This window comes from Kribbella sp. NPDC006257 (assembly GCF_040613535.1).
Lineage (GTDB): Bacteria > Actinomycetota > Actinomycetes > Propionibacteriales > Kribbellaceae > Kribbella.
In genome coordinates this window covers 70,318-87,732 of record NZ_JBEXSJ010000016.1, presented here as the reverse complement: position 1 = coordinate 87,732, position 17,415 = coordinate 70,318, and the positions used below count along the sequence as shown (strand labels likewise).

At 68.4% G+C, this 17,415-nt stretch carries 17 protein-coding genes; 4 read left to right on the top strand and 13 right to left on the bottom strand.

From position 1 onward, the window contains the following. Window positions 1-54: 54 nt before the first annotated feature. A complete protein-coding gene (locus ABZ004_RS20690) occupies window positions 55-654 on the bottom strand; it encodes a TetR family transcriptional regulator C-terminal domain-containing protein (RefSeq protein ID WP_355681734.1) in 600 nt (199 codons plus the stop codon). 68 nt (window positions 655-722) lie between these two features. On the opposite strand from ABZ004_RS20690, the gene ABZ004_RS20685 reads away from it, so the two are divergent. The 3 genes from ABZ004_RS20685 to ABZ004_RS20675 are packed head-to-tail and all read left to right on the top strand — an operon-like array spanning window position 723 to window position 2,607. Continuing rightward, window positions 723-1,289, top strand: a complete 567-nt coding sequence (locus ABZ004_RS20685; protein ID WP_355681732.1) for a 2TM domain-containing protein — start codon at window positions 723-725, stop codon at window positions 1,287-1,289. A 9-nt stretch (window positions 1,290-1,298) separates the two neighbouring features. Next, on the top strand, window positions 1,299-1,949 hold the full coding sequence (locus ABZ004_RS20680) for a Pr6Pr family membrane protein (RefSeq protein WP_355681730.1): 651 nt from the start codon (window positions 1,299-1,301) through the stop codon (window positions 1,947-1,949). A 16-nt stretch (window positions 1,950-1,965) separates the two neighbouring features. Beyond that, the gene (locus ABZ004_RS20675) at window positions 1,966-2,607 is read left to right on the top strand and encodes a class I SAM-dependent methyltransferase (RefSeq protein ID WP_355681728.1); all 642 of its coding nucleotides are present in this window, start codon (window positions 1,966-1,968) and stop codon (window positions 2,605-2,607) included. Window positions 2,608-2,658: 51 nt separating this feature from the next. On the opposite strand, the gene ABZ004_RS20670 is transcribed toward ABZ004_RS20675, so the two are convergent. Both ABZ004_RS20670 and ABZ004_RS20665 read right to left on the bottom strand, forming a co-directional pair. Next, on the bottom strand, window positions 2,659-3,282 hold the full coding sequence (locus ABZ004_RS20670; RefSeq protein WP_355681726.1) for a transglycosylase family protein: 624 nt from the start codon (window positions 3,280-3,282) through the stop codon (window positions 2,659-2,661). Window positions 3,283-3,733: 451 nt separating this feature from the next. Further along, on the bottom strand, window positions 3,734-4,279 hold the full coding sequence (locus ABZ004_RS20665) for a DUF5946 family protein (RefSeq protein WP_355681724.1): 546 nt from the start codon (window positions 4,277-4,279) through the stop codon (window positions 3,734-3,736). 109 nt (window positions 4,280-4,388) lie between these two features. On the opposite strand from ABZ004_RS20665, the gene ABZ004_RS20660 reads away from it, so the two are divergent. Continuing rightward, on the top strand, window positions 4,389-4,988 hold the full coding sequence (locus tag ABZ004_RS20660; protein ID WP_355681722.1) for a response regulator transcription factor: 600 nt from the start codon (window positions 4,389-4,391) through the stop codon (window positions 4,986-4,988). Here ABZ004_RS20660 and ABZ004_RS20655 read toward each other — a convergent pair. The 10 genes from ABZ004_RS20655 to ABZ004_RS20610 all read right to left on the bottom strand — a co-directional run bounded on the left by ABZ004_RS20655 (window position 4,967) and on the right by ABZ004_RS20610 (window position 17,378). After that, a complete protein-coding gene (locus ABZ004_RS20655; protein WP_355681720.1) occupies window positions 4,967-6,655 on the bottom strand; it encodes an ABC transporter ATP-binding protein in 1,689 nt (562 codons plus the stop codon). The genes ABZ004_RS20660 and ABZ004_RS20655 overlap by 22 nt on opposite strands. Further along, window positions 6,652-8,304 carry an ABC transporter ATP-binding protein gene (locus tag ABZ004_RS20650; protein ID WP_355681719.1) on the bottom strand — a complete coding sequence of 551 codons (1,653 nt, stop codon included), beginning with the start codon at window positions 8,302-8,304 and terminating at the stop codon, window positions 6,652-6,654. Before ABZ004_RS20650 ends, ABZ004_RS20655 begins: the two co-directional genes overlap by 4 nt. Beyond that, on the bottom strand, window positions 8,301-10,223 hold the full coding sequence (locus ABZ004_RS20645; protein ID WP_355681717.1) for a prolyl oligopeptidase family serine peptidase: 1,923 nt from the start codon (window positions 10,221-10,223) through the stop codon (window positions 8,301-8,303). Before ABZ004_RS20645 ends, ABZ004_RS20650 begins: the two co-directional genes overlap by 4 nt. Window positions 10,224-10,333: 110 nt before the next feature. Then, on the bottom strand, window positions 10,334-10,468 hold the full coding sequence (locus ABZ004_RS20640) for a SapB/AmfS family lanthipeptide (RefSeq protein WP_355681716.1): 135 nt from the start codon (window positions 10,466-10,468) through the stop codon (window positions 10,334-10,336). Between the two features lie 4 nt (window positions 10,469-10,472). Next, entirely contained in the window at window positions 10,473-13,046 is a 2,574-nt protein-coding gene (lanKC, locus tag ABZ004_RS20635; RefSeq protein WP_355681715.1) for a class III lanthionine synthetase LanKC, read from the bottom strand. Window positions 13,047-13,309: 263 nt separating this feature from the next. Further along, entirely contained in the window at window positions 13,310-14,269 is a 960-nt protein-coding gene (locus ABZ004_RS20630; RefSeq protein ID WP_355681714.1) for a hypothetical protein, read from the bottom strand. A 70-nt stretch (window positions 14,270-14,339) separates the two neighbouring features. Then, window positions 14,340-15,401, bottom strand: a complete 1,062-nt coding sequence (locus tag ABZ004_RS20625; protein WP_355681713.1) for an ABC transporter ATP-binding protein — start codon at window positions 15,399-15,401, stop codon at window positions 14,340-14,342. Further along, window positions 15,398-16,207: a molybdate ABC transporter permease subunit gene (gene modB, locus ABZ004_RS20620; protein ID WP_355681712.1), complete on the bottom strand. Its 810-nt coding sequence runs from the start codon at window positions 16,205-16,207 to the stop codon at window positions 15,398-15,400. Before modB ends, ABZ004_RS20625 begins: the two co-directional genes overlap by 4 nt. Continuing rightward, window positions 16,204-16,983, bottom strand: a complete 780-nt coding sequence (gene modA, locus ABZ004_RS20615) for a molybdate ABC transporter substrate-binding protein (RefSeq protein ID WP_355681711.1) — start codon at window positions 16,981-16,983, stop codon at window positions 16,204-16,206. The genes modB and modA overlap by 4 nt, the downstream gene beginning before the upstream one ends. Beyond that, window positions 16,983-17,378 (bottom strand): TOBE domain-containing protein, encoded by a 396-nt coding sequence (locus tag ABZ004_RS20610; protein ID WP_355681709.1) that lies wholly within the window; start codon window positions 17,376-17,378, stop codon window positions 16,983-16,985. Before ABZ004_RS20610 ends, modA begins: the two co-directional genes overlap by 1 nt. Window positions 17,379-17,415: the final 37 nt, after the last annotated feature.

Below are 17,415 nucleotides of genomic sequence, written 5' to 3'. Positions count from 1 at the left end.
CATTCTTGTCGGCACTTGGACACGCCCTGTACCGGCCGCAATCGCTTGCTTTTCTCAGGACTGCAAGGTGTTCAGGTGATCGGTGAGTATTTCGCGGATCCGCGCGGGGGTGGTCCGGGACGGCTGCATCGCCGTATGCAAGGACAATCCGTCGATCATCGCGTGCAAGCGTTCGGTCTCCAGGTCGAGGTCGAGACCCGGCTTCAGGCCACCGACGTCGTCCAGCGACTGCAGCAGCGAGCGGCACATCCCACGCAGCCCCTCCTGGATCGGTTCGAGGTTCTTCCGTAGTCCCTCGGCGCCCGACTCGGCCTGGGCCTGGGCGACGAACGACAGCCAGATGTCGAACTCGGCCCGCCGCTCGCTGTCCAGCGGGATCACTTCCTCCAGATAGCGCAGCACGAGCTCGGTCGGGCTGCCGGTCTGCTCGATCGCGCCGACCCGGTCCTGCACCCGGCGGGAGACCAGGTCCATCGCGAAGTTGAGCAGGCCGTCCTGGTCGGGGAAGTAGTAGCGGACGGCGCCGGCGGACCAGCCGGCTTCGGCGGCGACGGTCCGGACCGAGGCCGCCCGGATGCCGTCCCGCCGGACCACCCGCCACAGGGCCTGGGCGATCTCCTCGCGGCGGGTGTCATGGTCGACGATCTTCGGCATCCGCTCTTTTTAGCACACTCGTGTTAGACTCCGTTGAGAAAACACGGTCGTATCAAATAAAGAGGAAGGTGGAGATCGTGCTGCTCGCCGTGATCGCCGGGTGTGAGATCGGCTTCTGGGTGCTGCTCGCCGCCGGTATGACGACGCGGTACCTGCTGAAGCTGCCCAAGCTGGGCCTGGTGCTGCTGGCCGGTGTGCCGCTGGTCGACGTGGTGATGCTGGTCGCGAGCGTGATCGACCTGCGGCAGGGTGGAGAGCCGTCCTTCAAGCACTCACTGGCTGCGATCTTCATCGGTGTCAGCGTGGCCTTCGGGCATCAGACCATCGCTTGGGCGGACCGGTGGGCCGCGCACTGGCTGGCCGGAGCGCCGCGGCCGGCGAAGCCGCCGAAGGGTGGTGCCGAGCGCGCCCGGCGGGAGCGGCAGGGCTGGTTCCGGCACCTGCTGGCGTACGCGCTCGGTTCCGGGCTGATGCTCGCGCTCGGGCTGCTGTCGGGCGACGGGTACGACGCTCTGCTCGGGCCGGCCTGGACGTGGACGATCGTGCTGGTGATCGACGCGTTCGTTTCCTTCAGCTACTCGGTCTCTTCTACTGACGAGGCCGATATCCCCGCTGGACCAGCTCGCAGGCCGTAGATTGCGGTCATGAACAAGGCCGACGCAGGGCGGGTCTGGGCCGCGGTGACGGCGCTCGTGGTCGCCGTCGGGATCGTGGTGCAGTTGTTTGTGACCGCGGGAAACTCCGACGGCTATTTCCCGGACAATCCCGATCGCGTCTTCAACGTGTTCGCCTACTTCACGATCCAGTCGAACCTGTTGCTCGGCGGGACGTGTCTGCTGCTCGCGCTCGATCCGGAGCGCTGGCAGACCATGCTGTTCCGGGTCCTGCGGCTCAACGGCGTCGTGTGCATCGCAGTCACCGGGATCGTCTACCACCTGGTGCTGGCGGGCACCGACCACCTGACCAAGGCCGGTGCTTTCGCGAATCTCCTGATCCACACGGCCACTCCGCTGCTCGGCGTACTGGGGTGGCTGATCTTCGGGCCGCGCGGGCAGACCGGTTACCGGGTCGCCGGCTGGTCCATCGTGTATCCCTTGCTCTGGCTGGCTTTCACGCTGATCCGCGGTGAGGGGACCGGGTTCTACCCGTATCCGTTCGTGGACGTCTCGGAGCACGGCTACGGGCAGGTGTTACTGAACTGTCTGTTCGTCGCGCTACTGTTCCTGGCTCTGGCGTTCGGGGCGGTCCTGCTCGATCGCCGGATCGGATCATCGAAGACCACCGCCGACAGATAGGTAGCCTGCCTTGCTGGTGACATCTCGCTCGTACGCCGAGTACGAGGCGATGTTCGACCTGACCGAACTACCCGGCTCCGTGCTGGACTGTTGCGCCGGCGGCGCGGGCTTCACCGCCGAAGCGGCCGCGCGCGGGGTCGACGCGATCGCCGTCGACCCGGCGTACGAGCTGCCCGCCGCGGAACTGGTCGATACCGTACGCCGGAGCCTGCCGGCCGGCGGTGCGATCGTCGACGAGCATGCGGACCGGTTCGTCTGGAAGTGGTACGGAACCCCGGCGCACAAGGACGATCTGCGGATCGAGGCCGCCGACCGGTTCCTGCAGGACGTGTCGATCGCGCCGGAGCGGTACGTGCCGGGCAGCCTGCCGGAGTTGCCGTTCGATGACCGGCGGTTCGAGTTGGTGCTCAGCTCGCACCTGCTCTTCACCTGGGCCGACAAGTACGACCAGGACTGGCATCTCGCGGCGCTGCGCGAACTCGTCCGGGTCAGCGCGTCCGAGGTCCGGGTGTTTCCCCTTGTCCAGCAGGGAGCCGGGGAGCCGGTCACCTATCTGCCTGAGCTGCTGACGGAGCTCGAGGGCGTGACGGCGGAGATCCGGAAGGTTCCGTATGAGTTCCAGGTCGGCGCCGACGAGATGCTGGTCCTGTCCCGCTAGGCGGGTGGGCGGAGTGCGTACTGAGGGGCGCGCACCCCGCCGCCGTACCGACTAGCGCAGGAAGCGGCCGCAGACCGGCCACGGGGAAGCGCCACGCTGGGCGTAGAGCTTCTTCGCGCGCATCAGCTGCTCGGCCGCCGACGCGTTGATCGGGTTGCCGGAGCCGCCGACACTGCGCCAGGTCTGCTTGTCGAACTGGAACAGGCCGTAGTAGCCGGCCGGGTTGACCGCGCGGGGGTTGCCGCTCGACTCGCAGTTGGCGACCTTGGCCCACGCACCGCTCAGATTCGCCTTACCGCTGCCGACGGACGGAGCCCGTGTCTCCGAACGGGTGGCGCGGACCTTGCGCGGGGCCTTCTTGTGCACCGTGGTGGGCTTCTTGACCGTCCGGCGCTCGGTGACGGCGGCCTTCTTCACACCGTCGAGCTGGAGGGTCTGGCCGATCAGGATCAGGTCCGGGTTCTTCAGGTGGTTCAGCTCGGCCAGGTGGTGCCAGTCGGCGCCGTTGGCCTGGGCGATCTCGGAGAGGGTGTCACCGGGCTTCACCGTGTAGTCGGCGGCGAAGGCAGCGCCCGCGCCGGCGGCGGTGATCCCGGCCCCGAGGCCGGCGATGGACAGGGTCCGGACCACCCGGCGGGTACTTCGGCGGGGTCGGGCATGTCGTGCTTTGGACATCAGCGTTCTGCTCCTTGTGAGCTGGGCATGGTGAAGTTCTTCTCTTGCCCGGCCGATTCAGCCGCGTGCGCACTTTCCCCTGAGAACCTCGCCGCCCCGGCGACGCGGGCCGATGGGACGAGGTGAAGGTGGTCGTCACCTGGGTGCGTGAGGCTCGGATCTGCGGCCGCGCTGCGTTCGGCGGCCGTACCGGGCTCCGCAGTCTGGTGAGGTACCACTCCCTTCCGGGGTGCAGGGGAACGACATCCGGACAGGTCACGGGACAGCGTCCGAATGATCACGCCACGGTAACGGCGCGACCTGAGTCATCGTGCTCGACGAGGGCGGAGATGGCAAGAGGTCTGGCGAAATCGGGCCAAACTTCTTCATCCTCTGACGAAGCGAAAACCCAACAACAGAACGGTTTCCAGCGTCGGCTTCCCTCGCATCGGCGTTTCAAACCAGCCTTTGATCAGCGGCGGAAGTAGCGCTCGGGGACGAGTTGCACCGTGAGGTCACGGACCAGTTGCTGGGCCTGGCCCGGCCAGGCCGCCCAGACCTGAGCGGCCCACTCGATCAGCTGCTGTTCGACCTCGTCGACCCCCTGCGCGCCGGCCTGCAGGACCGCGTGCGCGGTGAGCGTGCCGACCTGCTCGGGTGGGGTCAGCACCGGCCAGTCGGAGTACTTGTTCGCCATGATGCCGTGCGCGGTGCGGACGTCGAGATTGCCGGAGCCGCGTTCGAGGTACATATAGAGGCCGTTGAGCGCGAAGATCGTGGTGATCGGGCGGGTCAGCGGTCCGACGTGCTGCGCGCCGTAGGCGTCGATCCGGAGCTGGTGCAGGTGGCCGAGGGCCGGTTGGTGGTCCAGCTCGTAGCCGAGGAGGGCACCTGCGACCTCGGCGCATTCGGGGGAGGCGTTGTAGCCGGACGGACCGGGTGACCACTCGCTGACGGGCAGGACGACGCCGCAGCCGGGGCAGCGGCGGGATTCGTGCGTGTCATCTGCGGCGTTCACTCGTTGATGGAAGCACGGGCCTGGCCGCACGGCAGCTGGTTTTCGCCACCTGCCGCAAGCGACCCTCGGGGAGGCTCGGAGTTGAGGCGTTCTATTGATGGGGGATGCGGTGATCCGAGTAGTCCTCGGGCATCGTGGCACGTTGGTGCGAGGTGCACTGGCCGCGGTGTTGGCGAAAGAGTCCGATCTGGATGTGGTGGCCGAGCTGGACCGCTCGGACGACGTCCTGCCCTCGGTGGCCCGGCGGCCCCATGTGGTGCTGCTGGATCCACAGCTGCCCGGCAAGATCGGGATCGAGGATCTCTGCCTCAAGCTGACCGGCCGGGGCGTGCTGGTGCTGATCGACCACGAGGCGATCGCCGCCACCAGCCTGGCGCTGGTCAAGCAGGCACCGCGGATCGGGCTGATCGCGACCGACGCGACGACGGACCAGCTCGTCCAGGCGATCCGCGACGTCGCGAAGGGGCTGCCGGTCGTGGACGTCCGGCTCGCTGTGGCGGCGCTGAAGGCGGGGGACAACCCGCTCACCGATCGCGAATGCGAGGTGCTGCGCCAGGTCACCACCGGCGCGACCGCGCAGGAGATCGCCCGCACCCTCAGTCTCAGTGCGGGGACGGTGCGCAACTACCTGTCCCGGATTCTCACCAAGACGGGTGCCCGCAGCCGGATCGAGGCGATCCGGAAGGCTCAGGACGCCGGCTGGATCTGATCACCGCCCGGGTTCCAATGACCGAGGAGCTCCCGGTAGAGCGGTGACGTCCGGAGCAGCGTCTGGTGGCTGCCGACGGCGGCCTTGTTGCCGTCGAGGACGAGGATCCGGCGTGCGCGCATGGCCGAGCTGATCCGGTGCGCGATCACGATCAGCGTGCCACCGCGCGTTGCGAACGCCTCCTCCGCGCGACGTTCGGTCTCGGGGTCGAGGAAGCAGGTCGCTTCGTCCAGCACCACCAGGGGTGCGGGGGACAGATAGGCCCGGGCGAGGGCGATCAGTTGCCGCTCACCAGGTGACAGGTCGCCCGGCCGAAGCCGCGCACCCAGTCCGCCGAGCCGATCGACCAGGGGCCACGCGCCAACGGCGTCGACGGCCTCCGAGACCTCATCGACGGACGCATCGGGCAACAGGTAGTTCAGGTTCTCCATCACCGTCCCGCTGAAGGTGTACGCCTCTTGCGGGATCAGCACCCGGGTCATCGCCAGAATGTCGGTGGACAGTTCGCTGGGCGGCACCCCACCGAGCAGCAGCCGGCCACTGGTCGGCACGAGCATCCCGCAGACGAGTCCGGCCAGCGTCGACTTACCGATCCCACTCGGCCCGACCACCGCCAGGTGTTCGCCCTCGGTCACGGTCAGCTCGAGATTCTCCAGCACCGGTTCGGCGTTCGGCCCATAGGCGAAGGTCAGCCCCCGCAGCCGCAGCTGGTGCCCGTTCGCCTCAGCCATCGGCCGCGGCGGGATCCGGTACGCCGTACTGTCGAGGATCCGTCGCAGCGTGATGACGTAGCGCAGTCCACTGTCGCCGAGCGCACCCATCACCGTGTTCAGCGCGGGCTGCAAGCTGATCAGCACATACGTGAGTCCACCGAGCAACGTGCCGGTGCTGACTCCTTGACCGACCAGCCACGGACCCGTCGCGAGCAGGATCAGCAGCGGAGCCCAGCCGCCGAGCGCGAAGCACAACGTTCGCAGCGCGGCGACCCGGGCCAGCGATCGTTCAGCAGCAGCCTGCTCTTCGATCGGCCGGCCGACAATCTGCTCGGCGAACTCCTCCGAGCCGGTCGCCGTGATGTCGCGCACCCCACTGAACGCCATCCCAGCCGCCGTCGCCAGCTCTTCGTCGGCCTGCAGCGAGTTGCGCACCCGTTCGGCCGCGATCCCCAGCACGGCAAGCGAAGCAGCGAATCCCAGCAGAAACGGCGGTACGACGAACGCGGCGACCAGCGGTGCCAGCGACAGCAAGCCGACCAGTACGCCGAAGAGCGTGACGCCGAAGTTCCGGATCACCAGGACCAGGCCGGCGAAGGTGTCCCGGACGATCTCCACTTGCCGGTTCAAGCGGGCCACTGCCGCGTCGTCGCCGGTTCGCAGTGCGCCGGCCACCACCCGGCGTACGAGGTCGTCGCGGAGGGGCTCGACCAGTTCGCCGAGGCGGCCGTAGACCTGGTGGGCACCGGCGGCGCCGAGACAGGCGGTCGCGACGAGACCGGCCAGCCAGGCGATACCTCGCCAGGCATGCCCGGCCAGGAAATTGTCGGTCGCATGGGCGACGGCGACACCGTAGATGGCGGTCGGCAGGATCTCGGGGATGGACCAGGCGGCCAGCTTCAGCGCCGGGCGCTTCCGCAGGGCCTCGAAGCCGTAGCGCAGTTCACGATTCATCCGAACACCTCGCGGTAGCGGGCGTCCTGCCAGAGCTCGGAGTGCGTGCCGACGGCTCTGACCAGCCCGCCGTCCAGCCAGATCACGAGGTCGGCCCGGGCGGCTGTCGCGGTCCGGTGTGTCACGATCAATCTGGTACGGCGGTGTCGGTCCTCCGTCAGCGTCTTGCTGATCTGCATCTCGGTCGCCGTGTCGAGGCTGGAGGTCGCGTCGTCCAGCACCAGCAGCCGGCTGGCCGGCCAGGCCCGGGCGAGCCCCAGCCGCTGTCGTTCTCCGCCCGACATAGGGGCCATGAGCAACGATGTCCGATAGCCCTCGGGCAACCGGCTGACGAAGTCGTGGGCATGCGTGGCACGAGCTGCCGCGAGGGTCCGGACCGGGCCGATCGCGTCGTGGGAGATCGCGTCGCCCACGGTGGTGCCCACCAACTGGGGACGCTCGAACGCGCAGCCGATCGCCGCCCGCAACGCCTGCCGGTTCACGGCCTGCAGCGGTACGCCGTCCAGCAGGACCTGGCCCGTCGAAGGATCCCGGAGTCTCGCGGCCAGCGCGGCGAGCACAGACTTGCCTGCGCCGCTCGGTCCGACCACAGCGACCGTGGCTCCACCTGGCAGATCGAGATTCACGTTCGCCAGCAGGACGGTGTCGCCGACGACCACCGATACTGCGTCGAAGGTGAGCCGGCCAGGTCCGGCCGGCAACGGAAGGGTGCCATGGGCAACGGTTTCGATGGCGAGGACCTCGCCGGCCCGCTGGCTTGCGGCCCGCGCCCGAGCCAGTTCGCCGAGGACGCCGGTCAGGCTGCCGAGGCCGGCTCCGAGTACGGCGTACTGGCTGGCGGCGAACAGCTCGCCGGCGGTGATCCGGCCGGCCACCAGTTGGAGTCCACCGACGGCCAGAACCGCTACCAGGACAAGGGGTCCGACGATCGCGGCTTGGGCGCCGGAGCGGGCCAGGACACGCCAGGTGAGGAGGCCGTGCTTGTGTAGTTCGGGAAGCAGGCCGAGGATCCGGCGTTCTTCGCGGGCGTTCGTTCCTGCTGCGGTGATCGTGCGGAGGCCGGTGAGTGCTTCGGTCAGCAGGCCCGCGATCCGGCCCTGGGTCTCTTGGTAGGCGAGGCTGATCTCCGCGGTCCGCCGGGCGAAGACCCACAGCACCCCGATCACCAGGAGGATGCCGCCGAAGAAGGCGACCGCGAGCCAGGGGTCGATCAAAGCCAGCAGAACAAGGCTTCCCGCCGGTGGAACGATAGCGGCGAAGGCGCTGACAGTGGCCGGACCGGCCTGGGCGGCATCGACAGCGTTGCCGCTCACCCTGCTGACGAGGTCGCCGGTGTCGAAAGCCTGGGTGCCGTCCGGGCCGCTGCGGACGACCTGGCTGACCAGGCGATGCCGGAGCCAGGCCGTCGTACCGACGACGCAGGCGGTGCCGGTGAAGACCTCGACGAGTGCGCAGACGATCCCGAGCGCGATCAACCCGGCGGCCGCGGCGAACCACTGGCCGTACCCGTGCCGGGCGACGATCGCATCGACGGACCGGCCGAGCACGGTCGGCAGCGCGAGCGTCACCGCACTGCCGAGCAAGGCGGTGATGGCGAGCACCGGCAACCACGCCCGCCCGTGCCGCACCACCTCCTTGAAGGGGGTCATGAGCCGAGACCGGTCTGGGCTGCCAGGAAGGCGAGCATGTCGGCGGCCAGACCGATGCCCTGGGCGGACGATCGGGCACCGTGGCCGGCGTCCTTCTCGAGCCGGAACAGGATCGGCACCTGCCCGTCGGTCGCGTGCTGCAGCGCCGCGCACATCTTGCGGGCGTGCAGGGGATCGACGCGGGTGTCGTTGCCGAAGACCGTGAACAGGACGGCCGGATACTTCACGCCCGGAACGACACGGTGGTACGGCGAGTAGCTGAGCAGATTCTCGAAGGCGACCGGGTCCGAGGCCGAGCCGAACTCCGGCACCCAGGTCGGGCCGAGGCCGGAGAGCTCGTAGCGGACCATGTCCAGTAGTGGCGCCGAGCAGACTGCGGCTGCGAAGAGCTCGGGGCGCTGGGTCAGCGCTGCCCCGACCAGCAGGCCGCCGTTGGACTCACCACACAAGGCGAGCTTGTCACTCGACGTCCAGCCTTCGGAGATCAGGAACTCGGCGGCCGCGATGTAGTCGTCGAAGACCTTCTGCTTGCCGTCCAGCGTCCCAGCACGGTGCCACTCGTCACCACCCTCGCCGCCACCACGTAGGTTCGCGGTGACGAAGACGCCACCGGCTTCGACCCAGGCCAGGGTGAACGCGGAGTACGTCGGCGTCAGCGACTGCCCGAAACCGCCGTATCCGTAGAGGATCGTGGGTCGTGGACCTGCACCTGGTTTGGCGATCACCAGCATTCGAAGGACTGTGCCGTCGGCCGAGCGATACTCGAGCTCCTGGGTCTCGGCCTCGACCTGGTCGGCCGCTTCGGACCATCGGGCCGTCCGGCCGGTGCGCGCGTCGTACCGGAAGATCGCGGCGGGCGTGACGCTGTCGGTGTAGCTGAACCAGGCTTCGTGGCCGCCTTCGGGGCGACTGGTCAGCGAGCCGACCGAGCCGCTGCCAGGCAGTTCGACCTCGCCGAGCCGGCGGCCGGTGACCAGGTCGTGCACGACGATCTCGCCGAGCGCGCGCCGGGTCCGGCCGATCAGGACGACCTTGTCGAGGATCGCGAAACTGCTCAGGGGCGCCTTGGGATCGGCCGGGACGAAGTCGCGCCAGACCAGCGGATCCTCGGGATCGCCGACCAGGATCCGGCCGGTCGGGGCGTCCCGCGTGGTCACGACGTACAGGCGGCCGTCGGGGCCGACCGACGCCAAGGTGATGGCGTCGACGCCTCGCTGCAGGACAGTCGGCGGCTCGTCCTTGCTCAGGTCGGCCAGCCAGAGATCGTTGCCGCTCCCGTGGACCGCGGAGATCGCCAGCCAGCGTCCGTCCGCGCTCAACTCCAGCCCGTACGACGCTTCGCCGGGCAGCACCTGGGTGTCGTCGGCTGAGCCGAGCTGGTGGCGCAGGACTTGGCGGAATCGCACGTAGTAGAAGGACTTCCCGTCGGGCAGCCAGGCGACGGGGGAGTAGCGGCAGCCGTCGATCGGGCCGTCGACGACTTCGCCGGTGGCGACGTCGAGCACGAAGAGGCTCGCCTGCTCGGTGCCGCCGGTGGAGAGCTGGTAGGCCAGCAGGGATCCGTCTGGCGAGGGCTGCCAGCTGTCGAGCATCGATTCCGTGGGATCCAGCAGGGGGATGTCGTCGACATAGAGGACTGGGTCGTTCTGGGTGGCGTCCTGGCGGAGTACGAAGCAGTGCTCGCCGCGCCAGGTCGGAGTGGACGTCGATCCGACGGCGGAGAGGTTCTTGACCCGGGTCCGGAACTGGAAACGGTTCGACAGACCTGCGGCGTGGTTCAGCCAGAGCTGGTCCTGGATCTCCTGCCAGTGCAGGGTTTCCGGACTCTCGGCGTCCTCGAGCCAGCGGTAAGGATCGGCGACGCTGTGACCATGCAGCTCCTCGACCAGGGACAGTCGGAGGGCTTCGGGTACGTGCACGAGTGTCTCCTTCCGGCGGTCATGGGTTCGGCCCTGGGTGGAAATGTTCTTCCGCCCAGGGCCCTCGAAACCATCGCACCAGCCACTCAGAACAGGTGCGCCGGCACCGATCAGTGGCAGAGCAGAAGGCTCAGGTTGCTCGGGGTGTGCGAAGCGCAGCCGAGAACGGTCAGCGTCGAACCACCACCGTGGTGGCCGCCGCCGTAACCCGGGGTCTCCAGACCCTGAAGGTCGAGAAGTGCCATGTGTTTACACCTCCTTCGATGTGCGTAGTAGGGATGGGGACTCGGACCACTGGGGAGGTCCGAGGAACGGGAGGGACACCGGCCGCTCGTGCAGCGCGGATCCCAGGGCCAGCAGGACGCCGGCCGATCCGGTCGCCAGGTCCATCGAGAGACGGAGTAGCTGGTTTCCGGGGTAGGTGAGGCCACCGGCGTACGGCATCGCGTGCCAGCCGAGTCCCTGCACCAAGTTGTCGAGGGTCTCCTGGGGCTCGGCCAGCCCTGCTGCTGTCAGCAGCAGGCCGGCACTTCCCATCAGCAACCCGGGCTGGACGTAGTACGAGCAGTGGGTGACCTGGCGCAGTCCGCCGAGCAGCTTGGCCAGCTCCTCGTCGGGGCGGTGTCGCAGGTAGCGCTCCAGCACCAGCGCGATCCCGGCCGAACCCTCTTCGAGGTATGGCAGCGTGCGCCAGCCCTGGTTCACCTGCAGCATGCCGTCCGGGGTCGTCAGGCAGCGGCGCAGATCCTGCCGCAGCGCGATCTCGGCCAGATCGAGCAGCCCGGTGTCGCCGAACCACTCGAACGCCTGGAGGAACAGCAACGCCGGACCGGACGAGCCGAACATCAGCCCGGCCCGCGGATGCGGCCCGCCACTGAGCTCCGGTACGTCGCCGACGTCGCCGAGCCGGTCCGCGACCAGCTCGATCACCCGGATCGCCTTGGCCTGCAAGGCCGGCTCGGCCGCGAAGTGGAGCAGGTTCAGCCCGATGCCGGCCAGGCCGGAGTGCAGCCCGAGCTCACGCGTCCCGAAGTCGTCGGCCAACGTGCGGTCGACCGCATCGAGGGCGTCCTGGCGGTAGCCGAGTTCGTCGAGGACGTGCGCGACACCGTGCAGTCCGTCGTACAGGCCTGGCCCGGTGTCGGTGGCGAGGGCGTGCTTGCGCAGCCATTCGTCGTACTCCGGGAAGCGGCCCGCGTCGGTCTTCGCCAGTGCGTAGAGGACGCCGGCTGCTCCGCTGGCCAGGTTGGTGCCGCCGCCCGGCCGGAACTGTGCGATGTCGCCCGGGAACAACCGGTCGTCGCGCTCCGGGGTGGCACTGGCCACGATCGCCTTGGTCAGCGCGTCGCGGACCTCGGCCCACTCCGCCTTGCCGGGCAGCGCGAGATCGGTCATCTCGGGATCGCTGGTCAGGTCCGGACCGACGATGGTCCGTACTGCGGTGTCGACGGTCGCCCGCGGCACCGGGAAGGTCTCGGTGATCATCTCGGCGAGCTGGAAAGCCTTGCCGGGATGGAGATTCAGCAGCATCGTCGCCTGCGGAGCGTAGAGGCCGAGGGTGATGCAAGCCAGCGCGTAGAGGTCGACGTCGACGCCCTGGCGATCGCGAGGCGCGGCGTACCCGGGATGGGCGAGGGCCGAACGGGCCTTCTCCTCGGCCAGGGTGGCGACCTCGAAGTCGATCAGGACGAGCCGGTCGTCCGCGCCGAGCAGCACGTTGTCGGGATGCAGGTCGCAGAAGACCACGCCCCGCCCGTGCAGCTGACCGACCGCGGCTTCGACCCGGGCGACCATCGCGGTCGCCCACTCGGCGTACTCCGCGCGCTCGGTCTCGGTGGCGTCCGGATGGGTCAACGGGTAGCGACGGACCAGCTCGCGCTGCAGGGAGTTCGAGTCGACGTGCTCCTGGACCAGGAAGTGGTGCTCGCCGAGCTGGAAGTAGTCGTGCAGCTCGGGGACCACATCGAGGCCGACGAGGCGCTCCAGGATGTCGCGCTCGTGGCCGACCCGGGCGACCGCGTCCCGGCCGCCCATGTCGAGACCGGCCAGCGGCCGGCCCTCCTTGAGCACCACCCGCGCGTTGGTCTCGTTGTGGTGGCCGAGGTAGACGCCGCCGCCGTTGGAGAACTGGATGACGCTCTCGATCGTGTAGGCCAGCTCGTTGGTGGTGACCGAGTTCCGGGCTTCAAGATGCGACTCGAGGAAGGACGGCAGCGTCGCCCAGGGTGGCATCGAGAAGGTCGGACCGCGGTGATCCGGCACCAGCCGGCCGTGGTCGTCGGCGAGTGCCAGCACCCGCTCGCCGGCGTCGTTGAGGCAGTACCGGCTGACGAACGCGCCGTACCGCACGAAGAGCGGGCCTTCGGCGTAGCGCAGGTCGCTCAGGATGTAGGGGCCCTGGACGCCGCGGAGGAGGTCGTCGAGCTCCTTCAGCACCAGCTCTAGCTGGGCCTCGTCGGTCGGGTAGATGGTGACCAGCTTGCCGCTCGAACCGCGCGGGGCGGACTTCGAGTTGACCATCACCAGGACCGGCTCGTTCCGGAGGAACTTGAACGCGATGCCGCGCGGGACGCAGTAGTCCCAGACCGTGGCCAGCGCCTGCTCGGCGTCCGCGAGACCGGAGGAGACGTGGATCTTCCAGCCCTGGTCCGGCAGCTTCAGGCCGGTGGGTGCGTAGTGCATCCACATGTCGCCGGGGACGTGGTCCCAGCCGTCCGGGACCGGTCGCGAGCAGAGCGCGAAGTCCGGATGCTCGGCGCCACGGTTCGCCGGGGTGTCGTAGAACCGCCGGTCGGCCAGGCAGTACAGCTCGTAACTTTCCATGACGGTTCGTCCCCCCTCTCTCGTGGTCGCCCGGCACATCTTGGGCAACCGGAGAGGGGTCGGCGTAGTGCATGACGTCACGACTAGACCGTGAAGAACTCACACGCTACGAGTGAGTAAGTAATCACTCTTTGTTACATCGAGATCACTTTGAGCGGTGAAATCGGCGTTACATGATGTCAATTCGTGGCATTGCGATCACGGGCCGTAACTTTCTCCTCACTACTTCGTGCGATCGGCCACACACTGTCTGTATACAGCAGTCACTCGGCTGACCGGGCCTGCTGGCTGGCGTAGTACGCGACCTTCCGGGCCCGCATCACCTCGCCAAGTGGCCGGTGGTCGGTCAGCGCGTTCCAGGGGTCGAAGCGGGCTGCCTCGACCTGCCTGGTCAGCTCCTCGTCCGGCTTCTGCCGGGGAATGGTCAACCGGCCGACCGTCACGAACGGTGCCGCGGCCCACTCGACGGTGGCGTCCTCGATCGGGGTGGATGCCTCGTCGATGAAGAACTGCACCTGCAGGTCGTAGCCGAGTGAGTTGTCGATCAGCCGATCGAACACATCGGCGGCCCAGTCTTCACTGGCCGACGGGTTCACCTGGTCGGAGGCGGCGGCGAGTCGCACGCGGACGGCGTACGGGCCGAAGGCGATCGGAGCCGCACTGAAGAAGTCGTGCGTGGCGAACCCGCTGAACGGCCTCTTGAACGCCGTCGACACAGCCTTGAGTTGGGGGATCATGCGTGGGTTCTTCAGCAGTCGGAGCAGCAGGCCCCCCGGCGTGCTGCCGCCGGTAGTGACCAACTTGGCGAAGTCCTCACTGGTCGCGGAGCTGAAGGTGCTGCGGTTGATCATTGCGAAGTCCTGGGAGACCGCCTCGCCGCCGAGCGCAGCCGGACCGGAGACGCCGAGCACCTTGATCGAGAAGCCGCGGATGTCCGGCACGTGGTCGGCGGCGCGGTTGAAGCCGCCGTTGGACAGCCGGATCCAGGCGTCGTACCGGTTGGGGATCTTGAAAATGCCTTGCCGCGCGTACTCCGGCAGGTCGGCCGGTACGTCGAGGGTCGCCCGGAGTGCCGCGACCTGCTTGCGGTGCAGTGCCCGCCCGGTCCCGTACTTCGCGGATTTCCGCTGCTGCATCTCGACGAACGCTGCCGCCTGCTGCTCGTGCCGCTCCTGCTCGTCCGGTTGAACCACTTCACGCCACTCGGTACTCGGTTCGGTCACGAACTCTCTTCCCTTCGCCAGCGGTGGAGTCTTCAGTATCCGCCGAATCCTTCGTTGCGCCAGGCAACGGTCAACTGGGGTACGTCTGAATTTCCGTGGCCTTGAGGGTGGCGTGCAGGTGCTGGCCGGGAGTGAGGCGGAGTTCGGCGACGGCGGCGGGGGTGATGTCGGCCAGCAGGGTGGCCGGGCCGGTGGGGGATGCGTCGAGGCGGACCCGGACGGTGTGGGCGTGCTGTTCGAGTCCGGCGATCACCGCCGGCCAGGTGTTGCGGGGGCTGCCGGCCGGCTGCTCGGCGTACAGGCTGATGGCGGTCGGCGGAAAGGCTACGTGGACGTTGCCGGAGGTGGGCTCGGCGATCGTGACGGAGCCGCCTCCGGTCAGGGCGACCGTGGTGCCGTCGGCGGTGCCGCGGTAGAGGTTCAGGCCGACCAGTTGAGCGACGTACTCCGTCCGTGGGCGCCGCGCGATCTCGGTGGGAGCACCTTCCTGGACGATCCTGCCGTTTTCCACGATGACCAGGCGATCGGCCAGGACCATCGCGTCGAGCGGGTCGTGGGTGACGAGGAGTGTGCGGCCCTCGTACCGGCGGAGGTGCTCGGCCAGTTCCGCACGCACATGCAGCGTCGTACTGGCGTCCAAGGCGGCTAGGGGCTCATCCAGGAGAAGTAGCTCGGGAGAGGTGGCCAGTGCGCGGACCAGAGCGACGCGTTGCGCCTGGCCGCCGGACAGGGAGCGTGGGCGGCTCTTCAAGTGGTCTTTGAGGCCGACAGTGTCCAACCAGCGGGCAGCTTCGGCGCGGGCCGTGTGCTTGTCCGTGCCACGCGCTCGCAGGCCGAAGGCGACGTTCTCTAGGGCAGTCAGGTGGTTGAACAGTAGGTAGTCCTGAAAGACGACACCGATCGGGCGACGGTCGGCGGACCGGAACGTGCGCGGCGGCTCGTCCCAGACCTCGTCGTCGAGACGGATGCGGCCGCTGGTGACCGGGAGGAGTCCGGCGATCGCGCGGAGGGCAGTGGTCTTGCCGGCGCCGTTGGGGCCGAGCAGGGCGACCACCTCGCCGGGCTCGACGGTGAGGGCGAGGTCCAGGTGGAAGGCCTCGCGGGTGACCTGCAGGTCGGCGTACAGAGTCATCGGAGACGACTGATCCAGCGCTCGCGCAGGCAGGCGAGGACGACGACGGAGACGGCGAGCAGGACGACGCTCAGTACGACTGCGACGTCCGGGTCGGTTTCCAGGGCGAGATAGACGGCCAGCGGCATCGTCGTCGTACGCCCTGGGAGGTTGCCGGCGAAGGTGATCGTGGCGCCGAACTCGCCGAGTGCACGGGCCCAGCACAGCACTGCGCCTGCCACGATCCCCGGTGCGATCGAGGGCAGGGTGACTCGCCGGAAGGTCAACCAGCGACCAGCGCCGAGGGTGGCTGCCGCTTCCTCGTACCGCGGGTCTGCTGCGCGCAGTGCGCCTTCGACGGAGATCACCAGGAACGGCATCGCCACGAACGCCTCCGCCACGATCACGCCGGCTGTGGTGAACGGTAGGGAGAAGCCGAACCAGAGGTCGAGGTGTTCACCGACCAGACCGCGACGGCCGAGGACTAGTAGGAGCGCTACGCCACCTACTACTGGTGGCAGGACAAGTGGGACGGTCACCAGGGCACGGATGACTCCGCGGCCCGGTAGCTCAGCGCGGGCCAGCAGCCACGCTAGTGGGACGCCTAAGAACAGACAGAGAACAGTGGCGGCGCTTGCGCAGAGTAGGGAGAGCTTGAGGGCTTGTCCGATGTCAGCGCTGAAGAGCCTTGAGGGCAGCGTCGACCAGGGGGCTTGGGCGAGCAGGCCGATCAGTGGGACGAGCAGGAAGGCCAGTCCGAGCAGCGCAGGCAGCAGGAGGATCAGGGGCAGCCGCCCACCGATCCTCCTGCGGCCGCGGATACTCACGGCGCTTCGAAGCCCGCAGCGGTGAGGACGGTCCTGCCCTGAGCCGAGAGGACGAAGTCGACGAAGGCCTTGGCACCGTCGGCGTTCTTCGCCTCGGTGAGGGTGGCGATCGGGTAGTCGTTGATCGCCTGGTCGGCCTCCGGGAACTCGATCCCTTCGACCTTGTCCTTCGCGGCCAGCACGTCGGTCCGGTAGACGAGCGCAGCATCTACCTCGCCGAGGCTGACCTTGGCCAGCGCGGCCTTGACGTCCTGCTCGAGGCTGTCCGGCTGGGCGACGAGCTTGGTCGCGTCGAAGACCTTCTTGGCCGCGGCACCGCAGGGCACCTGGACAGCGCAGATGGCGATCTTCTTGTTCTGGTCGGCGAAGTCCTTCAGCCCGGTGATCTTGCCGGGATTGCCCTTCGGAACGGCGATCTCCAGCTTGTTCTTCGCGAAGGTGGTCGCGGTGCCCTTGCCGGTCACCTGGTCCAGGTTCTTGGGCGCGGCGGAGGCGAAGACGTCCGCCGGGGCGCCCTGGTTGATCTGCTGGGCGAGCGCCGAGCTGCCGGCGAAGTTGAAGACGACCTTGACGCCCGGGTGGGCGGCCTCGAAGTCCTTGCCGAGCTGGGTGAAGGCGCCGGTCAGCGACGCGGCTGCGAAGACGTTGACCGTCCCCGACGGGGCTGGACTGGAGGATGATGCCTGGCTCGCGGCCGGCTTCTCGTCGCTGCCACAGGCCGCGAGGGTGAGTGCGGCGACCGTGGTCAGGGTCGCGGCGACGGTACGGCGGAACATCAGGCCTCCGGGATCTCGACGACGACGTGAGTGGACTTGATCGAGGCGACCGCGACCACGCCCGGTTCCAGACCGAGCTCGTCGGCGGCCTCCCGGCTCATCAGCGAGACGACCCGGAACGGACCGGCCTGCAGCTCCACCTGAGCCATCACGCCGTCCTTGACGACGCGCGTGACGATGCCGCGCAGGCGGTTCCGGGCGGAGGCGGCCGTGGTGTTGCCCGGCTCGGGTGTCTCGGCGAGTTGCTGCGCGAAAGCGGCCAGCGCTTTGCCGTCGACGGCCATCCGGCTGCCGTCCTGGACGGACGGCAACTTGCCCTGCTCGATCCAGCGCCGGACGGTGTCATCACTGACCCCGAGCAGCGCGGCCGCCTCACTGATCCGCAAATTCGGCATGATCGGCATCATATCGCCGCATCTGAGGATCCCGGGC